Raw genomic sequence first — 16,541 nt, 5'->3', positions numbered from 1 at the left:
AGTAACAGGTTTTATTTTGAGCACCTTGGTTATATTATCATCATGGCAGAAGGATGTCAATATCGTATGACAGATTATCTTGACATCCTTCACCATTTTTTGAGGACTTTTATGGAATTCTTAAGAGAAAGATTACTCTACAGGAACCATGTCGTCAGTCGGTTGCACTTGGGAAACCGGCTTAACTTTACGGTAGTTTTGCATTCCCGTTCCAGCAGGAACAAGTTTACCGATGATTACATTCTCTTTCAAGCCAAGCAGTTCATCACGTTTGCCTTTGATCGCCGCATCTGTTAGGACACGAGTCGTTTCTTGGAAGGATGCAGCAGACAAGAATGAGTCTGTTTCAAGCGATGCTTTTGTAATACCAAGAAGAACTGGACGACCTGTTGCAGGACGTTTGCCTTCGAATAGTACTTTTTTGTTCGCTTCAGTGAATTGATGTACATCAAGAAGTGTGCCTGGTAATACGTCTGTATCCCCTGCATCAGCGACACGCACTTTGCGAAGCATTTGGCGAACCATTACTTCTACGTGCTTATCTCCAATTTCTACCCCTTGCATACGATATACTTTTTGTACTTCATGAAGCAGATATTCTTGAACAGCTGTCATGTCAGTCACTTTGAGAAGTTCTTTTGGATCGATAGAACCTTCTGTAAGCACTTGACCACGAGTGACTTTGTCACCTTCAACAACTTTCAGACGTGCATTGTAAGGAGCTGTGTAAGAACGAGTTTCAACTTCGCCTTGAACCACAATTTCCTGCTGCTTGTCACGAACATCGTTGATTTCAGCAACGACACCATCAATTTCAGAGATGGTTGCTTGCCCTTTCGGATTACGCGCTTCAAATAGCTCTTGGATACGAGGTAAACCTTGTGTGATGTCGTCTCCTGCTACCCCACCGGTGTGGAACGTACGCATTGTAAGCTGTGTTCCTGGCTCACCGATTGATTGTGCAGCGATGATTCCAACTGCCTCACCAACTTCAACATCAGTACCAGTTGCAAGGTTTCGGCCGTAGCATCGTTTACATACACCATGAGGCGTGTTACATGTAAATGCAGAACGGATCCATACTTCCTCAATACCTACTTCAACTACTTCAAGTGCTTTATCTTCATCAATTAGTTCGTTCTCGTTAACAATGACTTCGCCCGTTTCAGGGTGAACAATTGGTTTTCTTGCAAAACGTCCGATGAGACGTTCTTCAAGTTTCTCAATAATTTCATTTCCTTCTTTAATGGACTTCGCCAAGATTCCACGGTCTGTACCGCAATCTGTTTCACGGATGATAACATCCTGTGCAACATCTACGAGACGACGCGTGAGGTAACCTGAGTCAGCTGTTTTAAGGGCTGTATCCGCAAGACCTTTACGCGCTCCGTGAGTAGAAATAAAGTATTCCAATACGGTTAAACCTTCACGGAAACTAGATTTAATCGGAAGTTCAATGATACGTCCAGCCGGGTTGGCCATCAGACCACGCATACCAGCCAGCTGAGTGAAGTTAGATGCGTTACCACGCGCTCCAGAGTCACTCATCATGTAGATTGGGTTGACTTCATCAAGGGACTTCATCAGTTTACCTTGGATGACATCTTTTGAAGAACTCCAGATTGAGATGACTCTCTCATAACGCTCTTCCTCTGTAATCAAACCACGTCTGAATTGCTTCATGACGTTATCTACTTTTGCTTGTGCTTCTTCAAGAATTTGCTGCTTATCATCTAATACGACAATATCAGACACACCAACAGTAATACCGGCTTTAGTAGAGTATCTGAAACCAAGATTTTTCATGCGGTCAAGCATTTTAGATGTCTCAGTGATATGGAATCTCTTAAAGATTTCAGCAATGATTTTTCCTAAAATACCTTTTTTGAACGGCGCATTTATTTCTTGTTTCTCGATCGCAGCTTTTACATCTTCACCTTTTTCAAGGAAGAAACGGTCGGGCGTTTTTTCTTCAATATTGCTCTTAGTCGGCTCATTCATGTATGGGAAAGATTCCGGTAAGATTTCGTTAAAGATCAGTTTTCCAACTGTTGTAATCAACAATTTAGAGCGCTGTTCATCAGTGAATGTAACATTCTTCAACGAGCTGGATGCAACAGCTACACGTGTATGAAGATGTACGTAACCATTTTGATAAGCTAAAAGGGCTTCGTCAGTATCTTTGAAGACCATACCTTCTCCGATAGCACCTTTGCGCTCAAGTGTTAGGTAGTAATTACCAAGTACCATATCCTGAGATGGCGTAACAACTGGTTTTCCATCTTTCGGATTCAAAATGTTTTGAGCAGCAAGCATTAAGATACGAGCTTCAGCTTGGGCTTCAGCAGATAATGGTACGTGAACCGCCATTTGGTCACCATCAAAGTCAGCGTTGTAGGCTGTACATACAAGTGGATGCAAACGAATTGCCCGTCCTTCCACAAGTGTAGGTTCAAACGCTTGAATACCAAGTCTGTGAAGAGTTGGTGCACGGTTTAGTAAGACTGGATGCTCACGAATAACTGATTCTAAAACATCCCATACTTCCGGCTGCACACGCTCAATTTTACGCTTTGCGCTCTTAATGTTGTGAGCTAATCCTTTTTCAACAAGCTCCTTCATCACAAATGGTTTGAATAATTCAAGAGCCATTTCTTTCGGAAGTCCACACTGATACATTTTCAAATGTGGCCCTACCACGATAACGGAACGTCCAGAATAGTCAACACGTTTACCAAGCAAGTTTTGACGGAAACGACCTTGCTTCCCTTTCAGCATGTGAGAAAGAGATTTCAACGGTCTATTCCCTGGTCCTGTTACTGGTCGACCTCTACGTCCATTATCAATCAAGGCATCGACAGCTTCTTGAAGCATACGCTTTTCGTTCTGAACGATGATGCTTGGCGCACCAAGATCTAATAGACGTTTCAGACGATTGTTACGGTTGATGACACGACGATAAAGGTCATTCAAGTCAGAAGTAGCAAAACGTCCACCATCAAGCTGAACCATTGGACGTAATTCTGGTGGGATCACCGGAAGTACATCAAGGATCATCCAAGACGGTTTGTTTCCTGAGTTACGGAAGGCTTCCAATACTTCAAGGCGTTTGATCGCACGTGTACGACGCTGTCCTTGGGCTGTTTTTAGTTCTTCTTTAAGTGTATCCACTTCTTTTACAAGATCGATATCTTGAAGAAGTTTGTTAATTGCTTCTGCACCCATAGCTGCTTGGAACGTATTACCGTACTTATCTAAATAAGCACGGAATTCTTTTTCAGAAAGAAGTTGTTTCTTCTCAAGCGGTGTATTGCCTGGATCTGTCACTACGTAAGAAGCGAAGTAGATCACTTCTTCTAACGCACGTGGTGACATATCAAGAACAAGCCCCATACGGCTTGGGATACCTTTGAAATACCAAATGTGGGAAACTGGGGCAGCCAGTTCGATATGCCCCATTCTCTCACGACGGACTTTCGCCCGTGTTACCTCTACACCACAACGGTCACATACAACACCCTTATAACGAACGCGTTTATACTTTCCACAATGACATTCCCAGTCTTTTTGCGGTCCGAAGATACGTTCACAAAAGAGACCATCTTTTTCAGGTTTCAGTGTACGATAGTTAATCGTTTCAGGCTTTTTCACTTCACCAAAAGACCAAGAACGGATTTTATCAGGTGATGCGAGACCGATGTTCATATACTCAAAATTGTTCACATCTAGCAAGGGGCCTACCTCCCTTTTAATCTTCGGGTTATACCCTAGTCACTTGCTCTAATCGTTTCTTCTATTCTTTTGTGACTGCGTCACGTTCAAGATCGACAGGTGCGAGGTCTGCAGCATCTTCGTCATTAGATAACGCTAATCCGTCTGCTTTCTTCGTTCCCTCATCGTCTTCTAAATCTCTCATTTCTATCTCTTCTTCATCGCCAGATAGGATTTTCACATCCATACCTAAACTTTGAAGTTCTTTGATTAACACTTTGAATGATTCAGGGACACCTGGTTCAGGTACGTTATCCCCTTTGACAATGGCTTCGTATGTTTTCACACGACCCACAACGTCATCCGATTTAACAGTTAAGATTTCTTGAAGTGTGTATGCAGCACCGTAAGCTTCAAGTGCCCATACTTCCATCTCTCCGAAACGCTGACCACCAAACTGTGCTTTACCGCCAAGTGGCTGCTGCGTAACAAGTGAGTATGGTCCAGTTGAACGAGCGTGAAGTTTATCGTCAACCATGTGAGCCAGTTTGATCATATACATGATTCCGACAGAAACACGGTTGTCGAATGGTTCACCAGTTCGACCATCATAAAGGACTGTTTTCGCATCACGAGACATACCTGCTTCTTCAAGCGTTTCCCAAACATCTTCCTCACGAGCACCATCAAATACTGGTGACGCAATGTGGATGCCAAGGTAACGTGCAGCCATACCCATATGAAGCTCAAGCACTTGACCGATGTTCATACGAGATGGTACCCCTAGAGGGTTTAACATGATATCAATCGGTGTTCCATCTGGAAGATACGGCATATCTTCTTCTGGAAGGATTTTAGAGATAACCCCTTTGTTACCATGTCGTCCGGCCATTTTGTCACCTTCAGAAATTTTACGTTTCTGAACGATGTATACACGAACTAACTGGTTCACACCTGGTGGTAATTCATCTCCATCTTCACGGTTAAAGACTTTTACATCGTGAATAATTCCGCCGCCGCCGTGTGGAACACGTAGAGACGTATCACGCACTTCACGAGCCTTTTCACCGAAGATTGCATGTAATAGACGTTCTTCAGCTGTCAGTTCTGTTACACCTTTAGGCGTTACTTTCCCTACAAGAAGGTCTCCGTCTTTTACTTCTGCACCAATACGGATAATTCCACGCTCGTCAAGGTTGCGTAAAGCATCTTCCCCAACGTTTGGAATATCACGCGTAATTTCTTCTGGTCCAAGCTTTGTATCACGAGCTTCTGATTCATATTCTTCAATATGAATAGAAGTGTAGACGTCATCTTTTACAAGGCGCTCACTCATAATGATCGCATCCTCATAGTTGTAACCGTCCCACGTCATGAAGCCGACCATGACGTTACGCCCTAGAGCCAATTCACCTTTTTCCATAGAAGGTCCGTCTGCAAGGATTTCTCCTTTAACGACTTCATCTCCAACACTTACGATTGGGCGCTGGTTGTAGCAAGTCCCTTGGTTAGAGCGGACAAATTTCAGCAAGCTGTATTTGTCTAGGTTCCCTTTGACTTGTTGTCCGTCAACGTCTTCATAGCGACGAACCCAAATATTTTTCGCTTCAACACGTTCTACAACACCCGGGTAGCGGCAGATTACAGCAGCACCAGAGTCTTTACCTGATACATACTCCATACCTGTACCAACAATCGGTGATTCTGGCTGCATCAAAGGCACAGCCTGACGTTGCATGTTCGCTCCCATTAGAGCACGGTTAGAGTCATCGTTTTCTAAGAATGGGATACACGCTGTCGCTGCAGAAACAACCTGCTTCGGCGAAACGTCCATGTAGTCAACGCGGTTTCGAGGAACAACTGTGTTTTCCCCTCTGAAACGAGCGATAATGTTATCATCGATAAACGAACCATCTTCAGCTAACTGAGCGTTCGCTTGTGCTACAACATAGTTATCCTCTTCATCAGCAGTTAAGTAATCGATTCTTGGTGTCACTTTACCTGTTTCAGGGTCAACCCGACGGTAAGGTGTTTCGATAAAGCCGAAGCGATTCACTTTCGCAAATGAAGATAAAGAGTTGATCAAACCAATGTTTGGACCCTCTGGTGTTTCAATCGGACACATACGGCCATAGTGAGAGTAGTGAACGTCACGAACTTCCATTCCTGCACGCTCACGTGTCAAACCACCCGGTCCGAGTGCTGACAAGCGACGTTTATGCGTCAGTTCAGCAAGCGGGTTTGTTTGATCCATGAACTGAGAAAGCTGAGAGCTACCAAAGAACTCTTTGATTGAAGCGATCACAGGGCGAATGTTGATCAGCTGCTGAGGTGTGATCGTGTTTGTGTCTTGGATCGACATTCTTTCACGAACAACACGCTCCATTCTACTTAAACCAATACGGAATTGGTTTTGCAGAAGTTCACCTACAGAACGCAGACGACGGTTACCTAAGTGATCGATATCATCTGTGTCCCCTACACCGTGAAGGAGGTTAAAGAAGTAACTGATCGATGAAATGATGTCAGAAGGCGTGATATTTTTCACAGCTTCCTCTAAATATGCATTACCAATCACATTGATCACTTGCTCACCTTCTTGATCGGTCGGTGCATAAATCTTAATAGATTGAAGTTCTACTTCATCTTCTACTACGCCACCGTTCGGATAAAGCTTTCTAAATCCGATGCCGTTTTCTAAGTATGGAAGAACTTTATCAAGAACTCTTCTATCTAAAATTTGACCTTTCTCTGCTAGAATTTCACCTGTTTCAGGATCAACTAACGTTTCAGCCAATTTTTGATTGAACAGTCTATTTTTAATATGAAGCTTCTTATTAATCTTGTAGCGTCCAACATTTGCCAGGTCATATCTCTTCGGATCAAAGAAGCGAGAGTCTAGCAAGCTTTTCGCATTTTCAACAGTTGGCGGCTCCCCAGGGCGAAGGCGCTCGTAGATTTCGAGAAGTGCTTTATCGGCATTCTCTGTGTTGTCTTTTTCAAGCGTGTTGCGCAAGTATTCATTCTCGCCTATGAGGTCAAGAATCTCTTGATCAGAGCTGAAGCCGAGAGCACGCAAAAGAACCGTAACCGGCAACTTACGTGTGCGATCGATGCGTACATAGACTACATCCTTCGCATCAGTTTCGTATTCTAACCATGCGCCACGGTTTGGAATGACAGTCGCAGTAAAACCTTTTTTACCGTTTTTGTCTACTTTACCACTGAAATATACACTCGGAGAACGCACTAATTGAGAAACGATTACACGTTCCGCACCATTAATGATAAAAGTACCTGTGTCTGTCATAATTGGGAAATCACCCATGAACACATCTTGATCTTTTACTTCTCCAGTTTCTTTGTTAATTAAACGAACTTTTACTCTTAGTGGAGCAGAGTAAGTTACATCACGTTCTTTCGATTCTGCTACAGGATACTTAGGATCCCCTAGGCTGTAATCAATGAATTCAAGAGAAAGGTTACCAGTAAAATCCTCAATTGGGGATATATCTTGAAACATCTCTCTAAGACCCTCATCTAGAAACCACTGATAAGAAGAGGTTTGAATTTCAATGAGATTTGGTAATTCTAACACTTCGCTTATGCGTGCGTAGCTTCTACGCTGGCGGTGTCGTCCATACTGAACTAGTTGACCTGTCAACTGATTCACCCCTCAAATCATGCGTATTATATGTGTAAAAAGTATTTCAGTCTTTCAAATGTCAGATAAGAAATACTTTTACAAGACAAAAGAAAAAAGGGTTTCTAAAATAAGAAAACCACATCCAAAAACAAATACCAATTTTATTAGTTTTCCCAAGTATGCATAATTTATACAAAATAGTTATTTTTTAAGCCTATCAAGCAAAATATACACATTGGCATTTTATAATGTTAACACAGCTAGGAAACTGCGTCAAACTTTTTTAGCTTTGATAATATAGTAACTTTTTTTTTTCATAACGACCGTCACTTCTTCAAAGAGCTGCTCTAATTTTTCAATCGCAGATGGTCCACCTTGCTTTTTCTGAATGACCACCCACAATTCACCTTCTGGCAATAAATGATCAGCACTTTTTTCAAAGATCGCATGTACAACTTTCTTCCCTGCCCGTATTGGGGGATTGGTCAGTATAGAGGCAAAAGCAGCTGATGAATGAACATTCGAGAACAAATCACTTTGATAAATGCGGACATTATCAATGCGATTATGTTTAGCGTTTTCCTTTGAAAGTTCGACTGCTCTTTCGTTCACATCAATCATATGAATGGTGCGGCCTGTCATCTCGTTTGCTAACGATAAGCCGATCGGTCCATAACCGCAACCGACATCTAAGACGTCGCCATCCAAGTCAGGTTCTTCAAAAGCTTCAATTAAAAGCCTTGAACCATAGTCGACTTCTTTCTTAGAAAACACTCCACTGTCACTTGTAAAAGTAAAGGTACGGTTTCTCAAGGTGAAGTCCCATGTCTGTTTATTGCTTTTCACTGATGGCTTTTTCGTATAATAGTGGTCACCCATGGTGAATGGACCTCCTCTGAATTCAATCGTTTCAGGTTTTAGAAAAGAAAAAGCCCGCCAGTAAAAGCGAGCTTTCCCAAAAGATTAGGCGAAGATTACTTAACTTCTACAGAAGCGCCAACTTCTTCAAGCTTAGCTTTAAGTTCTTCAGCTTCTTCTTTAGCAATACCTTCTTTAAGTGGTTTTGGGGTGTTGTCAACAAGTTCTTTAGCTTCTTTCAAACCAAGACCAGTGATTTCACGAACCACTTTGATAACTTTGATTTTTTGGTCTCCAGCACCAGCAAGTACTAGATCAAAATCAGTTTTCTCTTCAGCAGCGCCACCAGCAGCAGCACCAGCTACAGCTACAGGAGCAGCAGCAGTTACGCCAAATTCTTCTTCGATTGCTTTTACTAAGTCGTTTAACTCAAGTACAGTTGCTTCTTTAACTGAAGCAATGATTTCTTCGATATTTAAAGCCATTTGTAATTCCTCCATTTTAAGTTTTTTTACGTGAAGTACGCATTAAGCGCCTTGTTCTTCTTTTTGTTCTGCAACTGCTTTAGTAGCAAGAGCAAGGTTACGAACTGGAGCTTGAAGAACGCTAAGCAACATAGATAGCAAGCCTTCGCGAGACGGAAGTTCCGCAAGAGCCTTCACTTCTTCTACAGTCGCTACGTTTCCTTCGATAACACCAGCTTTGATTTCTAAAGCTTCGTGGCTTTTCGCAAATTCGTTGATGATTTTCGCAGGTGCGATAACATCCTCGTTACTGAATGCGATAGCGTTTGGACCTGTTAAGAAATCCTTTAAACCAGTTAGTTCAACTTGTTCAACTGCGCGGCGAGTCAAAGTATTTTTGTAAACTTTGAATTCTACGCCAACTTCACGAAGTTGCTTACGAAGTTCCGTCACTTCAGAAACTGAAAGACCACGGTAATCTACGATTACAGTAGACACGCTGTCTTTAAATTTAGAAGTAATTTCATCAACGACTACTTTTTTAGTATCGATTGCATTGCTCATGGTTACACCTCCTGTACATTCTTTGTGTAATACTTATACCGATCAGGCCATCACGTTCCTAGAGAACGGTTCTCCATATAAAAAGCCTCCATTAAGACATGGAGGCTGTATATACAAGCATACGTTAACGTAAGACTGTGACATATACACCTCGGCGGGTTAATTAAGCCATAAGGCCCCTGCTGTCTACGGTATAAATGGACATTATTCTATTTTACAACATTTTGATATTATCAAAACGATTCTGATAAGTCAAGAATTATTTTGCAGAGAAAGATGACGGATCCACTTTCACGCCAGGGCCCATTGTAGATGTAACAGAAACGTTTTTCACGTATACACCTTTAGCCGCTGCAGGTTTTGCTTTAAGGATTGTGTCATAGATTGTTGCAAAGTTCTCAACAAGCTTTTCATCCTCGAAAGAAACCTTTCCGATTGGCGCATGGATGTTACCAGCTTTATCAACACGGTATTCAACTTTACCAGCTTTGATTTCATTGATTGCTTTTTCTACTTCGAATGTAACAGTTCCAGTTTTAGGGTTTGGCATAAGACCTTTTGGTCCAAGTACACGACCGATCTTACCAACTTCACCCATCATGTCAGGTGTCGCAACAATTACATCGAATTCGAACCAGCCTTGTTGGATTTTTGTGATGTAATCAGAATCTCCAACGTAGTCTGCTCCAGCAGCTTCTGCTTCTTTTGCTTTTTCACCTTTAGCGAACACAAGCACGCGTTGAGTTTTACCAGTTCCGTTAGGAAGTACAACTGCACCGCGGATTTGTTGATCGTTTTTACGAGGGTCTACGCCCAAACGAAAAGCAACTTCTACAGTCGCATCAAATTTCGCTGTATTTGCTTTTTTTGTAAGAGTAACAGCTTCAGCTACATCATACGCTTTAGTACGATCGATTAGCTTAGCAGCTTCTACATACTTTTTACCTTTTTTACCCATTATAAAATCCTCCTTATGTGGTTTTAGCGGAATAACCTCCCACGAATAAGGGTTGCGAACTTGTCAAAACCAAACTCGCAACCCAACAAGACAAAAAATCAATCTTCGATGACAATACCCATACTGCGTGCAGTACCTTCAACCATGCGCATAGCTGATTCAACGCTAGCAGCGTTTAAGTCAGGCATTTTTGTTTCCGCGATTTCGCGTACTTTATCACGCTTAACAGTTGCTACTTTATTACGGTTAGGTTCACCAGAACCAGACTCAATACCAGCTGCTTTTTTAAGTAAAACTGCAGCTGGTGGAGTTTTAGTAATAAATGTAAATGAACGGTCTTCAAAAACCGAAATTTCAACAGGAATGATAAGGCCAGCTTGGTCAGCTGTACGAGCGTTAAACTCCTTACAGAATCCCATGATATTAACACCAGCTTGACCTAGTGCAGGTCCAACTGGTGGAGCTGGGTTAGCTTTTCCAGCAGGAATTTGCAATTTAACAACTTTTACTACTTTTTTAGCCACGAGACACACCTCCTTAAAGTCCGTGATGTGGTAATAGGGGAATCCCCCTCCCACTCAACAACTTCATTCTTTATATGAATGACGAAATAACTAGCTAGCGATCTTGAGTGAACTCAAGACGTACCTTTGCTATATTACCACTTCTATACACTCATTTCAAGCTCTTTTGAATTACAATTTATCGATCTGCGTGAACTCAAGTTCCACAGGTGTTTCTCTACCAAACATATTAACAAATACTTTGACTTTGCTTTTATCGTAATCAATCTCTTCGATGTAGCCTGTGAAGTTAGCAAATGGTCCATCGATAACTTTGACTGTTTCTTTTAGTTCAAAGTCGATTTCTGTCTTGCGCTCTTCAAGGCCCATTCTCTTCAGAATGGTTTCAGCTTCGCCTGGCAATAACGCTGTCGGCTTAGAGCCTGAACCAGCTGATCCAACAAATCCTGTCACACCTGGTGTATTACGAACAACATACCAAGAGTCGTCAGTCATGACGATTTCCACTAGCACATAGCCTGGGAATACTTTCTTTTTGACTACTTTTTTCTTACCATTTTTAATATCGGTTTCTTCCTCTTCTGGTACGACAACGCGGAAGATTTTATCCTGCATGCCCATTGATTCAACACGTTTTTCCAAGTTCGCTTTTACTTTGTTTTCATAGCCAGAGTACGTATGCACAACATACCAATTCTTTTCCATTTTCGTTCAGGACTATTCAGTCCTTCCCTCCCCACGTTTCATAATGTCTATTTGACAAATCTCAAGTACCGGTAAATATTTTCAAGCAATTGAAAAAACCCGTAAAACGGGTTTTTTGGCAAGTCATATTATGATCTATTATAGCACGTTCAGTAGACCATTATTCAAGTATTAATGAATTAATTCGATTAATTGTGAGATTCCTATATCAAGAAGAGAGAAAAAGATTGCAAAGAATACGACTGTTAGAATAACAGTGATTGTGTAGCGGACCATTTCGTTTTTCTTTGGCCAGCTAACCTTTTTCATTTCTTTCCCGACACTTTTTAAAAAACTGATAATACGCATGTAAAAGACCTCCACAGATTAAAGAACGCAAATCTTACTTCGTTTCTAAATGTGTTTTATGTGAATTACAAGTCTTGCAATATTTTTTAACTTCTAATCTTTCAGCTGCTGAAGCAACGCTCTTCATTGTCGTATAATTGCGGCTTCCGCAGTCTTTGCAGGCTAGAGTAATCTTTTTCCTCATATTTACCCCTATTTTCTCGACATCATTTCCTTAGTACCTTATCACAGTGTCGAAAAAGCTGTCAATATAGGTTTGACTAGAGACTGATCTCGCGAAGCTCTAAATATTTCTCTAATTTTCTCTTTACTCTTTGGAGTGCATTATCAATTGATTTCACATGACGGTTCAAGTCTTCAGAAATTTCCTGGTAGGATCTACCATCAAGATAAAGCACAAGTACCTTTCTTTCCAGCTCGCTTAATAATTCACCCATTTTCATTTCAATATCATCAAATTCTTCTTTGCTAATGATTAAATCTTCTGGATTAAGCGCTTTAGCACCGGAAATGATGTCCAATAATGTTCTGTCCGATTCTTCATCGTATATCGGCTTGTCTAATGATACATAGGAATTTAACGGGATATGTTTTTGGCGAGTAGCTGTTTTAATTGCGGTGATAATTTGGCGGGTAATACATAATTCTGCAAAAGCCTTAAATGAAGTAAGCTTGTCCTCTCTAAAATCGCGGATAGACTTATAAAGTCCGATCATTCCCTCTTGGACAATGTCCTCTCGATCCGCTCCAATCAAGAAATAAGATCTTGCTTTCGCACGAACAAAATTGCGGTATTTCGTTATTAAATAATCTAGCGCATCACTATCTCCGACATGAACCCTTTCAATGACTTGTTCATCTTCCAACTGGTAAAATTGCTCTCTGATGGACTTACCCTTGCTGTTGTTTAGATTCACTTCGATCCCCCCGACCGCACCTAGATAGAAATATTATACATTAATGGTTGAAATATCGTCAAGCTATTCCAAGTTCCCCCGCCGCCATTTTTCAAACGTTTTCAATACATCTTCTGACAATTCAATTTTGGAAGCCGGCTTATCAGATGTAATCTTTTTGACCCGTGCTTCAATCTTTCGTTCAATCACTTCAATTTCTCTTAAAAGCTCTCGAGCCGATTTACGAAGTGCCCCTTGTCCAAATATCGCCCATTGTTCCGTATAATCAGAGGTCGCCACATGAATCTGCGTCCGAATATTATTCAAATCTTGTGCTAGCTTTTCAATCCGCTCATCAGCTGTTTCATTCTCTCTCGTGAAGATGACCTCTACTCGGTGGTTTGTCCGCTTTTTCTCGATTCCTTTAACCATATGGGCATCGAATATGACAATGACTCGATACCCTGTGTATGCTTGATATTCTGCTAAATGTTGAATCAGCACGTCTCTGGCTTCTTCAAAGCTGTTTTCCTTTAAGTGCTGCAAACGAGGCCATGCACCTATCATGTTGTATCCATCGACTAAGAGGATGTCCATCTCTATCCTCCTAACGGATAACGTTTTCGATAAACTTCATACATCAATAGACTAGCGGCAACTGATGCATTTAATGAAGTCACCTTCCCGGCCATTGGCAATTTTATCAGAAAATCACATTTTTCCTTGATCAATCGACTGATTCCTTTTCCTTCACTGCCGATCACAAGAGCTAGAGGCATTGTTCCATCAAATTGTCTGTAGTCCTGCTTAGCAGACGCATCTGTTCCTGCGACCCAGATCCCTCTTTCTTTCATCTCATCAAGGGCTCTTGAAAGATTGGTCACTTTTGCCACAGGGATATGCTCAATTGCCCCAGTAGATGCCTTAGCAACGGTTGTCGTCAAACCTACCGCTCGTCGTTTCGGAATAACGATCCCATGTGCACCAACAGCGTCTGCTGTACGCATAATGGACCCTAAATTATGCGGATCTTCTATTTCATCTAAAATAAGGAAAAAAGGCTGTTCATTCCGCTTTTCAGCAATTTGATACAGATCGTCCAATTCTGCATATTCATATGCCGCTACTTGTGCAACGATTCCCTGATGCTGTCCTGATACCATTTGATCAAGCTTTTTCCTAGGAACATACTGAATGGTGATATTTTGCTTTTTTGCGAGTTCAATGACATGCTGGGCTTGTCCTTTTACAGTGTTTTCTGCCATCCAGAGCTTGTATAACTCTCGATCTGACTTCAGTGTCTCAATCACTGAATTTTTCCCAATCACATAATCATGTTGCTGACTCATTTATCTTCCTCCCTGACGTTCCGATTTCAATCACCTGACTAATCAGCTCTTCTAAGCGTTCGTCCTGCTTTTCAATAAATAAATAACCCATGAGCGCTTCAAGCGCCGTACTATAACGATACGTTTGAACGTCTGTGTTTTTAGGCACTGTGCCTGATTTTGCATTTCTTCCTCTTTTCAGCACCGCTTCTTCCGCTTCAGTGAAAAAGCTCTGCTGCTGAAGCTCAAATAAAATAGCGGCCTGAGATTTAGCGGAAACAATCTTACTTGCTCGTTTATGCAGCTCATTTGGTTTTGTCGCCCCAGTTTGGAGGAGGTGATGCCTCACATATACTTCAAAAATGGCATCACCCATATAAGCAAGCGCAAGTCCGTTTAACTGTTTTCCGTCTTTAAACTTTTCAAAATTTAACATGACCTATTCTCCTCTTTTCCAGCGAGTACCTTGAGGAGTGTCCTCCAATACAATATTCATGCTCTTTAACTGTTCACGAATTTGATCTGACAGTGCGAAATCACGATTTCTTCTAGCTTCATTTCTTTTGTCGATTAACGCTTCTACCTCTTCGTCAAGTGTATGCTTTTCTTCTAATGAGAAGCCAAGAACAGATGTGATTTCTTGGAACAAGCCAATAAATGCCTTGATCACTTCCTCAGAAGTATGATCATTTTCCATATAGTAATTCGCCTGCTTCGCTAGTTCAAATAAAACAGAGATAGCATTCGCAGTATTGAAGTCATCATTCATTTCAGAAATAAATGTCGCGCGCTGCTCTTCAATCTTCGCCAGCCATTCGGCACAATCATCTGTCAAATTGGTACTGCTCTCAAGGCGATGATGTAAATTGGCATACGATGTTTTGAGTCTGTTAAAAGCACTCTTTGTACTTTCCAATAAATCAATTGAGTAATTGATTGGGTGACGATAGTGAACAGATAACATAAAGAATCGAAGCACATCTGGATCTTGTTCTTTAATAATGTCATGCACTAGTACAAAGTTGCCCAGTGATTTTGACATTTTTTCATTCTCAATATTAATATACCCATTATGCATCCAATACTTCGCAAAAGGCTTTCCTGTCAAAGCCTCGGATTGGGCGATTTCATTCTCATGGTGAGGGAACGTTAAATCCTGTCCGCCCGCATGAATGTCGATCGTATCACCTAAATATTTTTTGACCATAGCCGAGCACTCGATGTGCCAGCCTGGACGCCCTTCTCCCCATGGGCTATCCCATGAAATCTCCTGATCCTTTGCAGCCTTCCATAAAGCAAAGTCCAATGCATCTCTTTTCTTTTCACCAACGCGAATACGGGCACCTGTCTTCAGTTCATCAATTGATTGGTGAGAAAGCTTACCGTAGCCCTCAAAAGAACGTGTACTGTAATACACGTCACCTTCCGCTTCATAGGCATAGCCTTTTTCAATCAATGCGGCAATAAACGCAATGATATCATCCATATTTTCTGTCACTCGCGGGTGAAGATCTGCTTTTTTGCAACCTAGTGCACTGACGTCTTCAAAGTAAGCTTGGATAAATCGATCAGCAATCGTCGGGACATCTTCTCCTAACTCATTGGCTGCTTTGATGAGTTTATCATCCACATCAGTAAAGTTTGATACAAAGTTCACATCATAACCGCTGTATTCTAAATACTTACGTACGGTGTCATATACAATCGGCGGTCTGGCATTCCCGATATGAATGTAGTTATAAACGGTTGGTCCGCACACATACATCTTGACCTTTCCTGGATCAAGTGGGACAAATTCTTCCTTCTTACGTGTCAATGTATTATAAATATTGATTGTCATGATTGTTCTTCCTTTCTGCTCAATGAAGCCAGCTCACGTTTTAGCTTTTCCATTTCTCGTTCCAATTCTTTAAAACGATCGGAAACTGGATCTGGCAAATCTTGATGATTGAGATCACGATTGATTTTCTTTCCATTTTGAACGACGACTCGCCCAGGTATACCTACAACGGTGGAATGGTCTGGTACATCTTTTAACACAACAGAGCCTGCACCAATCTTGGACCCTTTTCCAACTGTAATGGAACCGAGCACCTTAGCACCAGTCGCAATGAGGGCATCGTCTAAAATGGTCGGATGCCGCTTTCCCTTTTCTTTCCCTGTTCCCCCTAATGTCACGCCTTGGAAAACGGTCACGTTGTCTCCAATTTCACATGTTTCCCCAATCACAACGCCCATGCCGTGATCAATGAAGAATCGTCTGCCAATGGTTGCCGCTGGGTGAATTTCAACCCCTGTGAAAAACCGGCTGACCTGAGAAGTAATCCGTGCAAGAAAATATAACTTACGCTTATAGAATGCATGCGCGATACGATGAGCCCAAATTGCATGAAGCCCTGAATAGGTTAGCACTACTTCAATATAGCTTCTAGCAGCAGGATCTTGATCAAACACAGTATCAATATCTTCTTTCAGCATTTTGAAAAACACATACTCCCCCCGTTCTCCCCCATCAATCTCTCTTATGACTTGCTCTCTT

16 protein-coding genes and 1 other annotated feature are annotated in these 16,541 nt (G+C 41.6%); all 16 genes read right to left on the bottom strand.

The window, feature by feature from the left end; translation table 11 throughout:
• Positions 1-132 precede the first annotated feature (132 nt).
• The 16 genes from rpoC to cysE all read right to left on the bottom strand — a co-directional run bounded on the left by rpoC (position 133) and on the right by cysE (position 16,492).
• Positions 133-3,732, bottom strand: a complete 3,600-nt coding sequence (gene rpoC / locus LC033_RS07390; protein ID WP_226567652.1) for a DNA-directed RNA polymerase subunit beta' — start codon at positions 3,730-3,732, stop codon at positions 133-135.
• Positions 3,733-3,793: 61 nt separating this feature from the next.
• Positions 3,794-7,375: a DNA-directed RNA polymerase subunit beta gene (gene rpoB / locus LC033_RS07385; protein ID WP_226567650.1), complete on the bottom strand. Its 3,582-nt coding sequence runs from the start codon at positions 7,373-7,375 to the stop codon at positions 3,794-3,796.
• A 255-nt stretch (positions 7,376-7,630) separates the two neighbouring features.
• Positions 7,631-8,236, bottom strand: coding sequence for a class I SAM-dependent methyltransferase (locus tag LC033_RS07380; protein WP_226567648.1), 606 nt, complete (start codon positions 8,234-8,236; stop codon positions 7,631-7,633).
• 95 nt (positions 8,237-8,331) lie between these two features.
• Entirely contained in the window at positions 8,332-8,700 is a 369-nt protein-coding gene (gene rplL, locus LC033_RS07375; protein ID WP_226567646.1) for a 50S ribosomal protein L7/L12, read from the bottom strand.
• Between the two features lie 42 nt (positions 8,701-8,742).
• Positions 8,743-9,243, bottom strand: a complete 501-nt coding sequence (gene rplJ / locus LC033_RS07370) for a 50S ribosomal protein L10 (protein WP_226567644.1) — start codon at positions 9,241-9,243, stop codon at positions 8,743-8,745.
• Positions 9,244-9,312: 69 nt separating this feature from the next.
• Positions 9,313-9,453 (bottom strand) — a sequence feature (ribosomal protein L10 leader region).
• 49 nt (positions 9,454-9,502) lie between these two features.
• A complete protein-coding gene (rplA, locus tag LC033_RS07365; protein WP_226567642.1) occupies positions 9,503-10,201 on the bottom strand; it encodes a 50S ribosomal protein L1 in 699 nt (232 codons plus the stop codon).
• A gap of 98 nt (positions 10,202-10,299) precedes the next feature.
• The gene (gene rplK / locus LC033_RS07360; RefSeq protein WP_003216956.1) at positions 10,300-10,725 is read right to left on the bottom strand and encodes a 50S ribosomal protein L11; all 426 of its coding nucleotides are present in this window, start codon (positions 10,723-10,725) and stop codon (positions 10,300-10,302) included.
• Between the two features lie 171 nt (positions 10,726-10,896).
• Positions 10,897-11,430 carry a transcription termination/antitermination protein NusG gene (gene nusG / locus LC033_RS07355; RefSeq protein WP_226567640.1) on the bottom strand — a complete coding sequence of 178 codons (534 nt, stop codon included), beginning with the start codon at positions 11,428-11,430 and terminating at the stop codon, positions 10,897-10,899.
• 171 nt (positions 11,431-11,601) lie between these two features.
• Complete coding sequence (gene secE, locus LC033_RS07350; RefSeq protein WP_226567638.1) at positions 11,602-11,778, bottom strand: preprotein translocase subunit SecE; 177 nt, start codon at positions 11,776-11,778, stop codon at positions 11,602-11,604.
• Between the two features lie 34 nt (positions 11,779-11,812).
• Positions 11,813-11,962, bottom strand: coding sequence for a 50S ribosomal protein L33 (gene rpmG, locus LC033_RS07345; RefSeq protein ID WP_008356502.1), 150 nt, complete (start codon positions 11,960-11,962; stop codon positions 11,813-11,815).
• A gap of 76 nt (positions 11,963-12,038) precedes the next feature.
• Complete coding sequence (sigH, locus tag LC033_RS07340; protein ID WP_226567636.1) at positions 12,039-12,695, bottom strand: RNA polymerase sporulation sigma factor SigH; 657 nt, start codon at positions 12,693-12,695, stop codon at positions 12,039-12,041.
• A 63-nt stretch (positions 12,696-12,758) separates the two neighbouring features.
• On the bottom strand, positions 12,759-13,271 hold the full coding sequence (gene rae1 / locus LC033_RS07335; protein WP_226567634.1) for a ribosome-dependent mRNA decay endonuclease Rae1/YacP: 513 nt from the start codon (positions 13,269-13,271) through the stop codon (positions 12,759-12,761).
• 2 nt (positions 13,272-13,273) lie between these two features.
• Positions 13,274-14,023 carry a 23S rRNA (guanosine(2251)-2'-O)-methyltransferase RlmB gene (gene rlmB, locus LC033_RS07330; protein WP_226567633.1) on the bottom strand — a complete coding sequence of 250 codons (750 nt, stop codon included), beginning with the start codon at positions 14,021-14,023 and terminating at the stop codon, positions 13,274-13,276.
• Complete coding sequence (locus tag LC033_RS07325; RefSeq protein ID WP_226567631.1) at positions 14,007-14,438, bottom strand: Mini-ribonuclease 3; 432 nt, start codon at positions 14,436-14,438, stop codon at positions 14,007-14,009. The genes rlmB and LC033_RS07325 overlap by 17 nt, the downstream gene beginning before the upstream one ends.
• 3 nt (positions 14,439-14,441) lie before the next feature.
• Positions 14,442-15,842, bottom strand: coding sequence for a cysteine--tRNA ligase (gene cysS, locus LC033_RS07320; protein ID WP_226567629.1), 1,401 nt, complete (start codon positions 15,840-15,842; stop codon positions 14,442-14,444).
• On the bottom strand, positions 15,839-16,492 hold the full coding sequence (gene cysE / locus LC033_RS07315; RefSeq protein WP_226567691.1) for a serine O-acetyltransferase: 654 nt from the start codon (positions 16,490-16,492) through the stop codon (positions 15,839-15,841). The genes cysS and cysE overlap by 4 nt, the downstream gene beginning before the upstream one ends.
• Positions 16,493-16,541 lie beyond the last annotated feature (49 nt).

The sequence above is a fragment of the Bacillus stratosphericus genome, assembly GCF_020524495.1.
Classification (GTDB): Bacteria; Bacillota; Bacilli; order Bacillales; family Bacillaceae; genus Bacillus; species Bacillus stratosphericus_B.
The sequence above is the reverse complement of the archived record's forward strand: the minus strand, read 5'-3'. Positions and strand labels throughout refer to the sequence as shown.

Coding starts and splice junctions, on each gene's coding strand:
- LC033_RS07380 (WP_226567648.1), bottom strand. CDS start 8,236: ATGGGTGACCACTATTATACGAAAAAGCCATCAGTGAAAAGCAATAAA.
- rplL (WP_226567646.1), bottom strand. CDS start 8,700: ATGGCTTTAAATATCGAAGAAATCATTGCTTCAGTTAAAGAAGCAACT.
- rplJ (WP_226567644.1), bottom strand. CDS start 9,243: ATGAGCAATGCAATCGATACTAAAAAAGTAGTCGTTGATGAAATTACT.
- rplA (WP_226567642.1), bottom strand. CDS start 10,201: ATGGGTAAAAAAGGTAAAAAGTATGTAGAAGCTGCTAAGCTAATCGAT.
- nusG (WP_226567640.1), bottom strand. CDS start 11,430: ATGGAAAAGAATTGGTATGTTGTGCATACGTACTCTGGCTATGAAAAC.
- secE (WP_226567638.1), bottom strand. CDS start 11,778: ATGCGTATTATCAGTTTTTTAAAAAGTGTCGGGAAAGAAATGAAAAAG.
- rpmG (WP_008356502.1), bottom strand. CDS start 11,962: ATGAGGAAAAAGATTACTCTAGCCTGCAAAGACTGCGGAAGCCGCAAT.
- rae1 (WP_226567634.1), bottom strand. CDS start 13,271: ATGGACATCCTCTTAGTCGATGGATACAACATGATAGGTGCATGGCCT.
- rlmB (WP_226567633.1), bottom strand. CDS start 14,023: ATGAGTCAGCAACATGATTATGTGATTGGGAAAAATTCAGTGATTGAG.
- LC033_RS07325 (WP_226567631.1), bottom strand. CDS start 14,438: ATGTTAAATTTTGAAAAGTTTAAAGACGGAAAACAGTTAAACGGACTT.
- cysS (WP_226567629.1), bottom strand. CDS start 15,842: ATGACAATCAATATTTATAATACATTGACACGTAAGAAGGAAGAATTT.